The sequence below is a fragment of the Streptococcus alactolyticus genome (genome assembly GCF_042649785.1).
In the GTDB taxonomy this organism is placed as follows: Bacteria; Bacillota; Bacilli; order Lactobacillales; family Streptococcaceae; genus Streptococcus; species Streptococcus alactolyticus.
The window spans coordinates 80286-93528 of record NZ_JBHRZX010000014.1; the positions used below are offsets into that span (position 1 = coordinate 80286).

Genomic DNA, 13243 nt, shown 5'->3' on the forward strand with positions numbered 1-13243 from the left:
TGCCTTAAAAAACAAGATGGTTAGTCATTTTAAGAGAGCATGGATTTGATAGGCTCAAAGCTTTTGCGATGAATAGGGGTGACACCGTATTGTTTTAGGCCTGCTAGGTGGTCTTTAGTACTATAGCCAACGTTTTTATCAAAGGCGTAACCTGGGTATTCTTTTGCGTATTCAGCCATCATACGATCACGCGTAACCTTTGCCACAATCGAAGCTGCTGCAATAGAAAGGGAATTGGCATCGCCCTTGATCAGGGATAGTTGGGGAATAGGTGTGTCTAACTGCATCGCATCAATAAGCAAGTAATCAGGCTTTGTTACCTCGCCTTTCATCTGCTCAATTGCTTGCAACATACCAAGTTTTGTCGCCTCGTAAATATTGACGCGGTCAATGGTGTCATTGTCCACGATGCCGATCCCCACTCCCAAAGCACGCGCAAGGACCTCTTCGTAAATCTCCTCGTGGTGTTTTTTGGGAATTTTTTTGGAATCGTTGAGGTGTCTGATTTTACAATCTTTAGGCAAAATCACGCAAGCAGTGACAACAGGTCCTGCTAAAGGGCCTCTGCCAACTTCATCAATGCCTGCGATAGCTTGATAACCTTTCTGGTACAACTCCTTTTCGTAGCGCAGCATTGTTTCAAGACGAACGTCCTCGTCAATCTCTGCCTGAATAGCTTTTTTGCGCTGTACAATCGCTTTTTGCACACCGATGCGAATATCTGATGCGTACAAGTCCCAGCGGTCATCGTCTAGACAATCAATCTGAGCCAGCGCTTCCTTGATGTCCTTAATAGTCGCCATCTGTCACTTCTCCTACGACATCTAAGGTGTAACGCCCCAATTTGCCTTCGCGGACATCCTTCACAAACAGATTGTAAAAACGGTCATAATCATCACGAAATCCTAATTTTTGCGTCATGGCCATGATGATTTCAGGCGCTTCTTCTTCCAAATCAATGCCCTTGAAACGCTCAATCAAACGCTCAGAGTAATGTTCCTTAAAGTAATTCAAGCCAAAAATAGTCACTTCATCCATGGGCAAGAGCTGGTCTTTGATAGCACCCGTCAGAGCTAATTTTAAGCCAACAACTTCGTCTTCAAATTTTGGCCATAAAATACCTGGTGTATCAAGAATTTCCAAGTCTTTATTTGATTTGAGCCACTGTTGCCCTTTTGTAACCCCAGGTTTATTGCCTACAACGGCAATTTTTTTACCTGCCAAACGGTTCATGAGGGTTGATTTTCCTGCGTTTGGAATACCGATAATCATGGTGCGGAGCGTTTCTTTTTGAATACCGCGCTCACGCAATTTAGCCAATTTATCAGCCATCAAAGATTTGGCAGCATCGGTGACCAATTTGACAGTTGCTTGCTCCTTAGAATTCACGGCCAAGGTCTTAATGCCCTGACTTTCAAAATACTGACGCCATTCTTTGGTGCGGTTACTGTCAGCCAAATCGGCCTTATTTAAAATCATGAGTTTGGGTTTATCTCCGACAATTTTCGTCAACATAGGATTTTGACTTGAGAGAGGGAGGCGGGCATCTACTAAAATCGTGACAAAATCAACGTGTTTTAGATTTTCCTGAACTTGTCGGCGTGCCTTGGACATATGCCCAGGAAACCATTGAATCGTAGCCATGAGTTTATAAATCCTTTCGTAGCAAGGTTTTTCGTTTGAAAAACCTGCCTGTTTTTTATTAGGCACCAAACAGGCACCAAGATTTTGTATTCACCAAGTTAACCTATAACCAACAATCTTTTGTTTTCCTTCTCTTAAATAAGAAATATCAAATGACTTGTAATATTTTGATAAATCTTTCTTTAGCTTAGGAATTATATTTGCAGTTATATGCCTAGGTGTATAAGTTGATTTTAGACCAAGTTTGTCTCTAAAATCATCTAAAGAAAATTCAATTATTTTTGAATCAAGATTATATTTATCTACAACTTCGTATCGAGTAACTCCTTTTGAATTTGTTTTTGTTCTATAGTACATTTTCGTTTCCTTAAACTTGAAAAGAAAAATCAATCATAGAAATATAACCATTTTATATTATATCATGATTCTCTTTATTTTACCGCCCTCTGCTTCCATCTTAAAAACTCTTCAAAACCTTCCAAATTAATAAAGACTAAGTCTGTTTCAATGGGAAGTCCTTTCTCAGATAATTTCTGACAAAAATCTCTCCCTGCTTCATCATTATCAACAGCCAAGGTTAATAAGCCTGGGTGCGTCTGAAAGAAGGTAGTCGTCTCTTGTATCGCTTGAAGGTAATGCGTTAATCGACTTGGTTTGACAGTATCTAAAAACTCAAGTTTGCCTTGTTCCTCAGCTGCTAATCGTAAGGACTGATACGCAATCACAGAGAGTTTTATACCTTCCATAGAAACCAAACGCACATCTGATAACTGCTTCTGATGGAGTTGATAATAGCTCATCATATCAATCACCGATTCACAAAAGATAAGGCGTTTCGGTTTTCCTATGTCAAAACTCATTCCCACATATCCATGAGAGTCTTTCATGATTTTCTTTAGGTAACCTCGATTATGTCTCTGATCATTTTTGACAAGCCCTTGAAGACTTGCCCCCTCTAGTTGGCCAAGATGATTGTAACTCTTAAAGACAAGAACTGATTCCTGAAAGGTCTTTGTCTGGTAATGAGCCTGTGCTAATAGACCTTGTCTGCCAAAAGCATTGATAGTATCATCACTTAGACCACGAATGTCATTCAGGTATATCCGTGCTTGGTCAAATGGTTCTTCTCTTAGATAATAACGAAAGGGTTGGTAAGTCTCTTCGACGATCTTAGTTTGTTCAAAGTCTCCAGTTTCAAGGTAAGACAGGGCTTTTTTAAAAGACACTCCCGTCATTAACTGAACAAAATCAATCACATCTCCCTGTACGTCACGTGAAAACCATTTAAAGGTATTGGTGTCCGCAAAAATCCGAAAGGAATCGTGTTCTGGATGTTCATAGACTTGCCCTGATAGTCGTTTAAAAGAATAACCTAGACTTTCTGCTACGTCTAAAATCGCCTTTTGTTTCATTCTTTCAATTCTTGTCATCTCATCTCCTTATCAAAAAAAAGCAGAAGATGAACTCCTGCTAGTTGGTCTCACTTGTAGTAGTGCCTTGAATCTTTGGAATGCTTGAGTCAGATCCATCAGAAGACTCTTTCAAGTCCTCTAGCTTCCCATTCCAAATGGTTACCTGATTGACAAGGAGTTTATCTGACATTTTGGCATAAGATAGTTTAAGAGTTCTTGTTTCTATCTGTGTGCTTTTCTGAGCCTTATCACTGACATCTGACACGTAAACAACCTGATAAGACACTTCCGCAAAAGCTTCATTTTCTTCTGTATTGACATAGATATTGGCAGACTCAAAGCGATAATCCAACATATAGTCTTTATAGACTTGGTTGATGGAATCTTCTTGACGAGCTACTTCTTCCTTAAGGGCAGAATCTGTCATATAGGGTTTAATACGGTTGTTATTCTCGCCCAGCTTTTCCTTAGTATAGTATTGGGTGAGAAATTCCTTGACTAACTCATCAGAGAGGACACTTGCCTCCTCTTTTTCTTTCTCTTTGGTCAGTAATTTTTGAGCCTCAGATTGGATTTGTTTCTGCGTGTGATTGGTGACAGACTGAGAACCAATGGTGTAACCCATCATCACCATAAAGCTAGTCACAGCTATACCTCCTAAACCAATCAATAGCCGAGCCTTCATTTTATTTAACATCACTAGTGCTATCTCCTTTTTCCATAAGATAGCACCATGATAACAAGATGGACTTGGAAAAGTTATCACAATAAAGAAAAGGACTACCTAGCTTAGGTAATCCCATTACGTCATGCCATCCGACTTCTAACAACTTTTCTAAGAACCTGTATTCACAAAATTATAGAGCCCTTAAAAGACGACTAATGTGAGATATCTTGATAAAAGCAACCTCTGACAATACAGATTTTTCCACATCCTTAGCTAATCTTCGAGAGTGGTTCAACCAAGAAAAGGTTCGTTCAACAACCCAACGTTTGGGGATAATTTGCCAGCTGCCCTTTATTTTTTCAGAAATATCTACTGGGCAACCAAACTCCTCAATTATCATCTCCTCAAAACTTTTCCGATAGCCAGCATCGGCTGAAAAAGCCTTGATGGTTGGGAATTGTACCATCACTTTGCGAGCCACTAAAATGCCTGATTTTGTATCGTGCAAATTAGCTGCATGAACCACCACATCAAGAAGATTGGCCATGGTATCAACAACGATGTGCGCTTCCTCCCTTTGACTTTTTTACCACCATCAATCCCACGTTCCTCTGCAGCATCTACTGTTTTCACGCTTTGAGAATCAATGATAGCATAGGTCGGAGTGGCTGCTCTACTAGCATTTAGTCGCTTTTTTTAACCAGTTCTATCAAAATGGTGTCCTACAGGCCGCTCTCCTTGGCTCGACGAAAGAAACTCCAGACAGTTGGGTAAGGAGGAAAATCATGAGGGAGCATGCGCCATTGGCACCCTGTCTTAGTGATATACAAGGTTGCGTTTACGAGTTCTCGCTTAGACCATTTATAGGTGCGGTGTTTGGAGAAATAAGGTTCAAGTTTAGCCCATTCTTGGTCGGTTAAATCAGTATCATATGCTTTTCTTGTCATATCTTTAGTTTAACTTTTTTTGTGAATACAGGTTCTAAAGATGCAAATGGTAAAACTATATATACGGTAGCTGATCAAAAACAACCAGCAAGACTAGAATTCAAAACGAAGTTGCAGACAGATAATACCTACTATCTCCAAGCTCCGTATAGTCTAAGAAAATCTAAGGGCGTAATCGGAATTCAGCTCAATGATAGGTGGTATCGCTATACGCAATCTTATGACGAGACCCAGCTCTGGAACATTGCTAGTCGTCAAAAAGATGAGGACCTCAAACTCTCGTTTGATTTCTACGTTAACGAAGCCCATCAAGAAGCGGCTGATAAGAGTTTAGCAAAACTCGAGTATGTTCGCGCGGCTGATGATGATATCGCAAAAGTTCTTGAAGCAAGACGAAAACAAGGGTTGAATGTAACTAGCTGGGGTAATACTTTTATCAAAGCAAAGACTAATATTACTGATGACAGTACCGTCATGATTACTTCGATTCCATATAATCCTGGTTGGAAAGTTAAGGTTGATGGCAAAGAGGTAAGCACTAAAGAAGTGTGGGGAAGTTTACTTTCATTCCCGATAACCAAAGGAAAACATAAAGTAGAAATGACCTTTACTCCAGATGGTTTCTGGCTAGGTACTTTCATCTCACTAGGAACTGGTATTGCTGTCGTTCTTATCACCCTAAAGTTTAAAAAACAAGGTGATACAAACGCAACCAACTAATCGCACATGAGACTGGAAAAGAATCCAGTCTCATTTTTACTCCAACTAAGTATAGATAACCAGTCATAGAATGGTTCAAATTACTTACACTTTGAATCACAGTAATATCTTATGAGAACGGCTGAGTATTAGCGTTTTGATGCCAACTATGACTCCAAACCAATAACTAATCTAGCCAGCCGATTGTATAAAGCAATAAAAAATACAAACCAGACAGTTGTCTGATTTGTGTCAGAGTTTAATCCAACATTGGTTCTTGACTGCGCTCGACGATTTCGCCTGTCTCGGCATCAATGGTGTAGTCATAGTCCATATTGGTTGCTGGATCGTTGAAGTCAACTTCATAGTAAGTGATACCATTGTCCATATCCATTTGAACAAATAATTGTGCCACGTTTTTTTCTTCTAATCCTGCATCTGCTAGAGCTTTATTTTTAGCTTCATCTTGTGAAATGCCTCCTGAAGGAGAGGCAGCAGGTGCAGTAGTTGTTTGATTTTGTCCAGAATTTTCTTGGGCTTGTGTAGTGGTTGCTGCCGCTTGTGTGGTCACTTCGAAAAGGTCATTGTCACGCTCTAAGATACTTCCTGTTTCAGCATCAATCACGTAATCAAAATCTCCGTCCTTAGTGTAAAATTCAATGTCATAAGTCGCTTGCCAGTCATCAGTATCCTTTTCCACACGAACAAAGGTCGCATCTGCCATACGGACTCCAGCATTTTTGATAGCTATGGATTTGGCTTCGTCTTCTGAAAGTTTATAGCGACTTTGTTGGAAGGCGAAAACTCCTCCACAAATCAATAAAGCACCAGCAAGTCCTCCAATACCAAGACGGATAAGCCATTTTTTTGAAATTGTCATAAGAATTACCTCTTTTAGTTTTTTATTTTTCTTTATGCTACAAGTATATAAAAACCAAGATAAAAAATCTTGGTTTTTTTGGTGTGATTCTGTGGCAAATTTGTGGCAATTAGTGAGGCAAAGTTAGCGTAAAGCTAGTTTTCTCAACGTCAGAGTTTACTGCAATTGTCCCGCCATGCCTTGTTATCACATCTTTAGCAAGTGATAGGCCAATTCCAAACTGACCGACCAATAATGCTTAACGCTTAGTAAATACTCTTGTTATCTACACATATAGTATAACCTAACTACTTCCTAATGTCAATTAAAACATCATATAAAGATTTATCTAAAGATGTATTCTTCCAAAAAATTTATTTCGTTGTATAAGCAAAGCTAATTGTACTATCGACTCCTGATAATTTACGGAATGTATAGTTAGGATTACCATTAACATTGGTCTCTGAGATGAGGAAAGAACCATCTGGGTAAACTTTCTCGACAAAGGCGACATGACCGTATTCTGTTGGCGATCCATGACCTCCTCCCGCAAAGGAAATAATCGCTCCCGCTTTCGGTAGCTTACCTGTATCTCCACCAAGACGTGCTGCTGTTGCCACCCAATCTTGACCATTCCCCATGGTACTGATAATTGGGATTTTCTCACCGTTTCGGCCTTTGAGTTTCAAGCCCAATTGGTTGATACGAGCGGCAACTCCCCACGTACATTGCCCATAGGCATAGCCCATACCGTCACCTCCACCTGGAACGGAGTTGTCATAAAGGTCACCTCGAACCGCTTCCAGCGCTTTTGGATCACTCTGGGCGGTTCCACCATTTGGTTGGCTAAAGCCTTTCTCAATTTGGTAATACCACTCCATTGCTCTCATTTGACGTTCTAGGAGTTTGTCACCACTATTTCCCTCCCAATAAATGAGAAAGAGTTGGGCAAGACTGGCTGGGCTACCTGAATTTTTGAAAAAGTCTTTTAACCAGTTGGTATAGTAAGGATTGTCCCCATTGAGCATGAAATCCAGTTGTAAGCCTAAGTCATACCACTTCTGCTTTTTTCGTTTGGCATACTCTAATAATAAGGTATGTCTGCGTGATCCATCTGCTGTATCTGTCCACTGCCCTAAGCCTAAGCCACGTCTTAGAATATTGGGGTACCTGCCATTATAGATAGCTGGACCATTTAGAGACAACCATCCCTCGTCGTCCCAAGAACTATCCGTTGCCCCAACAGGAGGCGATAAGTAATCACCTTCAGCTCGTTTGGGATTGATAGAGGATTCTACTGACCAGTTTCCTAAAATAGCCGCAATGGCTTGATTGGTCGCTCCTTGGCTTTTCAAATACTCATAGATAGCTTTGGCTCTCGCAAATTCATCGCCTCCGAATTGTCCAATGGTAGGTAGAATGGTCGTTTGGAGTTGAATGACTTTAGGAAAGTAAAAGGCCGGATTGACGTAAACCAGTTTCTCTGAATCATCGTCAACCTTTTGATAAGTCACTTTTAGACCAGTACCATCCTTGGTTTGACCAATCACTTCTCCTGCTTGAACTTTTTGGCCATCGCTCACTCGACCACTATGACTATTAAATAGGGTCAGCTGAGCTTTATTCAGTCCCTTACCTGACGTGAGGATAATGTTCTCACCATCTAGGGAAACCTTACCATCCATGGGAGCCACAATCACTTGATTTTCTTTAGCTTCTAGAATGATATGATGATGAAGCGTTGGCTTGTCATCAATCACCTCATAGCCATAGCGGACTGTCATGGTAAGCGCATCGTCTTCAGTCTGATCTTGAAATGGATTATCCAATTCTTGGAGGACAAGGTAGGTGCCTTCCTCACTTAATTTCTTTAAGTCTTCTCTATCGTCATCAGAAAGCTTATAGGCAGGTTCTTTACTTAACTCAAGCATGGATTTTAAAGAATCCCCACCGTTTAAGTCCTGCCAAAGTTGACTCAAATAGGCTTGATAGGTTTTATCCTCTTCTTCCATAATTTCTTCTAAAGCATAATCTTGATACTTGAGATTCATAAAGCCCATGACGTCATCAATCTTAGTGTAGTAGGTAATGCCAGTGGTGTTGGTCCGGGTGTTTTCCGCATCTTCCCACGTCATGTGCGTATAGGCTTTTGTCAGTTCACTCTCATCCTGTTGAATGAGAGTGGTTCCTGAAATTCCTATAACAAAACTCATCATCAAAAGCAAGAAAAACAAAAGGCCTGACACGACCCAAGTCATAGGATTAAGGGCAATCGATGAAAAGAAGGTCAGGCTATTTTTAATCGCTTGAATAACCTTTGTTATTCCTGACACACTCTGTTTTCTAGCTTGTTTGAGAAAGGTCTGGTAACGTCTTCTTGATTTTAAGGGCTTCTGTCGGGTGAACCTTTTCCCCTTTTTAAAGTTCTGATACCGCTCCTTACTTTGAGCAGCTTTCGTCTTAGTAAACCGAAGACCAGTCTGCCCACTTTTGACAAGGAGTTTCCCTGACTGATAGGTAAATCTCCCATAGCGTCTTCCTTTAATCACAGACTCTTTTAGGGTTCTGATTCCCTCTAAGTCATCATCTTGAGCGACTACATCAAGTGATTCTGAAGCGACATAGCGTAACCCTCGTTTGACCTTGGTCGAGGGTTTCTTAAACTGATGTGCTTTTTTTAGTTGTTTCACGTCACGCTTAGCTGATTTGACCTCTTTTTCTGCCTGAAGGCGTTCAAGAGGTTTTTCTTTTTGAAACTGAAACCGTGACGTTTTTGATTCTGTTGGCTTTTTCTGATAGGTAAACTTAGAGGTAACAGCCTCCTCTTTTTCGGCCATCTTGACCTCTGCCAAGTGTTTTCTCGCTACTGCTAGGCGCTGTCTGGCTTGAGGAAGCCGATACTTCTTAATTTCCTTACTTTTTAGCCATCTGGGAGACACATAGGCAATCGCTTCCTTAAAGGTATCTGTTGCTAGATCCTTCTCCTCCTGATAGGTTTGCTTCAGAGCCTGACGTTGTTCCCTTGTTTCAGCTTTCTCAGCTCGGCGCATGATAAAGCGTCGTTTAGGAAGTGAGCGTTTTAACCCCTTCTTCTCCCTGCGATAATGGATACGACTAGCCTTTAAACTACTCTGAAAGGTTTTACGGGCAACCTTGACCTTCTGTTGCTCTCTTGTCATGATTCACCCCTCATCTTTTCTGGATCGGTACTCATGATGTTAAAGAGTTGGGTTTGAAGTGGGATTTTATTTCTAAAGGGAACAACCGTTGAGCCTGCCTTAATCAATCCAGCTCCCTTTTCTGGGTTAACCAAGTATTTCTCAAGCTCCTTAGATAAGCCCAAAAGATGAACCAACTCTTCTCGGTCACTCTTAGCTTGTTTTAGAAGTATCATGAACTCGCTATTAGCGATAATGCGTCTGCCATTAGCATCTAATAAAAGAGTTTCCACGTTCTGGGTAATGCCTGTTGGAATGGCCCCGTACTTACTAACACGGCTCCATAATTTGAAGAAGAAATCAGAAGCGTACTTATCCAACAAGAGAAGCTGCATTTCATCAAAGTAAATCCAGGTCTTCTTGCCAAGTTTTTGGTTTTTAACCACACGATTCCAAATCTGGTCAAAAATGACCATTAGGGCAATTTGCTTTAATTCATCCCCTAATTTTTTGACATTGTAAATGAGGAAATGGCTGTCAGTTTTAATGTTGGTTCGGTGTGAGAAAATATCAAGTGAGCCTTCCACATAAAGCTCCATATCAAGGGCTAAGTCTTTGGCTTCTTGTTCAGGTTGTTTAGAGAGGACAAAGACCCATTCCACGAGAGATGGTGTCTCAAAATGCTTGTAGGTCAACCGTGTCACACGGTCAATCAGCGATTTCTCTCGACCGTCCATTTTCCGGTCTAAGAGTTTCCCAATCCAAGACAATAGAAATTCCGATTTGACCTTAATAGGGTCTTCATCCATATTGTCATCGGATAAGTCTAAAACGTTTAAGAAAGTGGTAGAGTCAGGCGCAATATCAATGCTCTCCCCACCAAAGGCTTGACCAATGATACTGTACTCATTTTCGGGATCAACGATGATGATTTCGGTATCACTCTCTTCTTCTTTTAACTTGGTTGGGATGATTTCATGCTTAGTTGCCATTCCTTTACCAGCACCTGATGTCCCTAAAATAAGACCTGATGGGGTATTGAGTTTCCCACGGTCAATGGTGATGATATTACTTGAAATCTGATTTATCCCATAAAATTTCCCTCCCTTATCTTGTAGGTCAACAGAGGTCCAAGGGGAGTTCACGGCAATGTTTGAGGTCAAAAGAGACCGAGACATACCCTCAAGGTAGTTCTTGCCAAAAGGAAACAGGCTATTAAAGGCAGCTTCTTGCATATAGGTCAGATTATCAATCACAAGGTCATTAGAACCTGCCACTTGTTTGATAATGTCAAGCGAGTGCTTCAATTGGTCTTCGTTATCCGCAAAGACTCCAATCAGAAAAAGGGTGTCAAAGAGCTTGTCTCCTGTTTGGGTCATGGTTTTAATCAACTCATCGGCTTCATCAATATTACTTTCTAAGACTTGACTAACCTTTTCAAGATACACCCCAGAACGTGCCATCTTTTGTTGTTCCCCAATTTTTTGCGATTCCATCAAAGTCTTCTTGGTGCGGAGCTTGGTCATGGCTTCTGACTTGGCTGACCCTTTGGCATGAAGACTAATCATCACTTCCAAGTCCGACTGCATGAGTTCTCGTAAGAACTTATCTCCCAACTCCATCCCATAGTCACGAACATAGACAATCTGAAGCAGTCTATCATCCATTTCAATATGATTTTTGTGCTTAAAAGACAGACTGGTTGGGGCAATAAAATGCTTGGTCGTTTGTCCTGAACACACCAGGTCTTGATAAGTAAAGGGCAAATGATTTTCCCCTCGCAACATATCAGCCATGTGATTCACACGGCTTTCTCCACTGAGGAGGGTAAAGTTCGCATCAATTTCAGAAAAACCACTCTTGAAGTATTCCCCAATCTGAGACAGAGAGCGATAAGCGAGTTTCGGATTTTGGTCTGACTTCCCAAAAGAAATGAGCTTAACCGCTGAAAAGTTATTTTCTCCAGCTTCAAGGTTATTTTCCATGATACGATTGAGTTCTTCACGATAGGTATCGTAGCCATCCTCATGAAAAGGATACAAGACACCCTTTCTAAACTTATCCAAGTTGACCCTCTGGTTAAAAATAGTAAGTTGGAAATTGGTCTTGTCATCCAAACTGTTAATCAAATCTGAATAGGTTTCCATAATCGCTCCCTTATCTTCAAGTCCCACCGTTTGGTAATTGACATCTCCTAAAAGATAAGACTGGGAAAAATAATCTGGGGTGACTTGCATGAGACCATTAGGAAAAAGGCCTTGGTAAAGAAGCGTATTAACAGTTGTTGGTAGCACTTCTTCTTTTGGTTTACGTGTCTTCTTGTGCTTAGAAGAGGTCTTTGGTTTCATTGAGTGGTTTGTTTTTTTCACGTTGTATTCCTTTCTGTCCAGTTAGTGTACGGTCTGGTATGGTCATTTCATAATGCCATCTATAATTAAGATACGTTTCAAAAGGTAAGTCATTAGGTCGATAGACCCCAAATAACATGAGGGGAATGGTAAAGGTAAAGATAAGACCATAGACAAACCAATCCCCAAATTGCCAATAAAAGAGGTTTAATCCTAAAATCAGGATGGTAATGGCAATGGCTGGCAAGACAAAGATGACTTGTCGTGTGGTAAAGCCTAGCCAAGCCCTATGTTGGACTTTTGTGATGTCCTTAAAAACACGTGTATTCATAAGACTCCAATCTAAGATGAGTATCAAAAAAAGATTGGGAGGAACGTCCTTCCCAATCCTCCTTACATGCCTAGGATACTTCTGGCAGTCCGTTGACTGCCCACCAAGGCAATGATCAATAAAATAGCCTGAACTAAACCACCAAAGGCAGTCGCTAGCGTCTCCATCACTCCCGCCCCATTTGAGAGGGCCAATTTCCCAGCTGATTCAAAGAGGGGAACAAGGGAGATGATTAAGAAAATCAAGACTCCTTGAAGGGCATAGACCATGATGTTTTTCAGGTAGCCAATCCCAACACTTCGCCAATCATCACTGAGGAAAGTCGGAATCGTTAGGGGCGCAAATGGAATCATGAGGTAAAGTTGGATAAAGCGAATGGTAATGAGGAGATTCACCACCATCACACTAACCAATCGAACTAACCATATCAGAATGGCAAAAAATCCAACAATCAGTTTTCCAATAATTCCTGACCCTTTAAGTCCTGAAATGGCCTCATAAGTCGTTCCCCCATGAGAAACGACACCAGCTACGCCTTCAATGATGTGAGAAGCAACAGCTAAGATGGCTTCTACAATAACAGTAGTGTTTGTAATGACCACAGCCACCATAATATAAGAGACAATCATAGGAGAAATAGCTTCAAAGGTCATGGCACCACCTGAATTGGCGATTTTCTTAGCCATCTTAGAAAACTCAAGGACTAAAACGACTGCTAAGATAGCCACTCCCAAGGGCTGCATCACTCCTTTTGTGATTGCTGACATATAAGACCACACGGTTGGGTTATAATCCGCAAGGGATTTGACCAAGTTGGCCGTCGATTCTAAGTCCACGTTAAAGCCTTCAAAAAGGCTATCGCTCGAAATTTTCTCCGAGGCTAGAAAGACAAAAGCTGAAGGTAATGTGTTGTTCATGTCATACTTAGCCCTCCTAAATGGTAATTTGAGTGATAAAGGCACCAGCGGCACCTACCATTACACCACCCACAATTTCTAAGATGGCATTGTGGACACCAGGTCCACCATCTTTGATATTGGTTGATAGGTTTATAATGCCCATGACGACAAGAAAGGCACCTGTCGCAACCATTCCTTTTTGTAAGAGCGCCATGGCTTGGGCAAACATGGAACTAGCGTCCACGCCATAAACAAAGCCTGTTAATTTTTGGTTCATAC

General features: G+C 41.0%; 14 protein-coding genes and 1 pseudogene. 1 reads left to right on the forward strand and 14 read right to left on the reverse strand.

The genetic code is table 11. The annotated features are described in order from the left end of the window. Nucleotides 1–29: 29 nt before the first annotated feature. The 7 genes and pseudogenes from ACFORE_RS04305 to ACFORE_RS04335 all read right to left on the reverse strand — a co-directional run bounded on the left by ACFORE_RS04305 (nucleotide 30) and on the right by ACFORE_RS04335 (nucleotide 4670). Nucleotides 30–803 (reverse strand): ribonuclease HII, encoded by a 774-nt coding sequence (locus ACFORE_RS04305; RefSeq protein ID WP_154454332.1) that lies wholly within the window; start codon nucleotides 801–803, stop codon nucleotides 30–32. Continuing rightward, nucleotides 790–1644 (reverse strand): ribosome biogenesis GTPase YlqF, encoded by an 855-nt coding sequence (gene ylqF, locus ACFORE_RS04310; protein ID WP_154454333.1) that lies wholly within the window; start codon nucleotides 1642–1644, stop codon nucleotides 790–792. The genes ACFORE_RS04305 and ylqF overlap by 14 nt, the downstream gene beginning before the upstream one ends. A 90-nt stretch (nucleotides 1645–1734) precedes the next feature. Then, nucleotides 1735–1938 (reverse strand): annotated as a pseudogene (locus ACFORE_RS04315) (tyrosine-type recombinase/integrase); the annotation flags it as partial. A gap of 137 nt (nucleotides 1939–2075) precedes the next feature. Beyond that, entirely contained in the window at nucleotides 2076–3074 is a 999-nt protein-coding gene (locus ACFORE_RS04320; RefSeq protein ID WP_373875648.1) for a DNA primase, read from the reverse strand. A gap of 40 nt (nucleotides 3075–3114) precedes the next feature. Continuing rightward, nucleotides 3115–3753: a peptidylprolyl isomerase gene (locus tag ACFORE_RS04325; RefSeq protein WP_293956877.1), complete on the reverse strand. Its 639-nt coding sequence runs from the start codon at nucleotides 3751–3753 to the stop codon at nucleotides 3115–3117. A 160-nt stretch (nucleotides 3754–3913) separates the two neighbouring features. Next, nucleotides 3914–4285: a transposase gene (locus ACFORE_RS04330; protein WP_380435004.1), complete on the reverse strand. Its 372-nt coding sequence runs from the start codon at nucleotides 4283–4285 to the stop codon at nucleotides 3914–3916. A 160-nt stretch (nucleotides 4286–4445) separates the two neighbouring features. Beyond that, a complete protein-coding gene (locus tag ACFORE_RS04335; RefSeq protein WP_154454335.1) occupies nucleotides 4446–4670 on the reverse strand; it encodes a transposase in 225 nt (74 codons plus the stop codon). Nucleotides 4671–4691: 21 nt separating this feature from the next. On the opposite strand from ACFORE_RS04335, the gene ACFORE_RS04340 reads away from it, so the two are divergent. Further along, complete coding sequence (locus ACFORE_RS04340; RefSeq protein WP_269725836.1) at nucleotides 4692–5390, forward strand: YfhO family protein; 699 nt, start codon at nucleotides 4692–4694, stop codon at nucleotides 5388–5390. A 238-nt stretch (nucleotides 5391–5628) separates the two neighbouring features. On the opposite strand, the gene ACFORE_RS04345 is transcribed toward ACFORE_RS04340, so the two are convergent. The 7 genes from ACFORE_RS04345 to ACFORE_RS04375 all read right to left on the reverse strand — a co-directional run bounded on the left by ACFORE_RS04345 (nucleotide 5629) and on the right by ACFORE_RS04375 (nucleotide 13241). Beyond that, nucleotides 5629–6249, reverse strand: coding sequence for a PepSY domain-containing protein (locus tag ACFORE_RS04345; protein WP_154454337.1), 621 nt, complete (start codon nucleotides 6247–6249; stop codon nucleotides 5629–5631). A gap of 109 nt (nucleotides 6250–6358) precedes the next feature. Next, nucleotides 6359–6481, reverse strand: a complete 123-nt coding sequence (locus tag ACFORE_RS04350) for an ATP-binding protein (protein ID WP_154454338.1) — start codon at nucleotides 6479–6481, stop codon at nucleotides 6359–6361. Nucleotides 6482–6602: 121 nt separating this feature from the next. Then, complete coding sequence (locus ACFORE_RS04355; protein ID WP_235300357.1) at nucleotides 6603–9407, reverse strand: phage tail tip lysozyme; 2805 nt, start codon at nucleotides 9405–9407, stop codon at nucleotides 6603–6605. Continuing rightward, nucleotides 9404–11755 (reverse strand): VirB4-like conjugal transfer ATPase, CD1110 family, encoded by a 2352-nt coding sequence (locus tag ACFORE_RS04360; RefSeq protein WP_294009590.1) that lies wholly within the window; start codon nucleotides 11753–11755, stop codon nucleotides 9404–9406. The genes ACFORE_RS04355 and ACFORE_RS04360 overlap by 4 nt, the downstream gene beginning before the upstream one ends. Further along, nucleotides 11712–12065, reverse strand: coding sequence for a PrgI family protein (locus tag ACFORE_RS04365; RefSeq protein WP_044771483.1), 354 nt, complete (start codon nucleotides 12063–12065; stop codon nucleotides 11712–11714). Before ACFORE_RS04365 ends, ACFORE_RS04360 begins: the two co-directional genes overlap by 44 nt. Nucleotides 12066–12127: 62 nt before the next feature. Further along, nucleotides 12128–12982 carry a VirB6/TrbL-like conjugal transfer protein, CD1112 family gene (locus ACFORE_RS04370; protein ID WP_154454340.1) on the reverse strand — a complete coding sequence of 285 codons (855 nt, stop codon included), beginning with the start codon at nucleotides 12980–12982 and terminating at the stop codon, nucleotides 12128–12130. 16 nt (nucleotides 12983–12998) lie between these two features. Then, nucleotides 12999–13241: a hypothetical protein gene (locus ACFORE_RS04375; protein WP_380434998.1), complete on the reverse strand. Its 243-nt coding sequence runs from the start codon at nucleotides 13239–13241 to the stop codon at nucleotides 12999–13001. Between the last annotated feature and the right edge of the window lie 2 nt (nucleotides 13242–13243).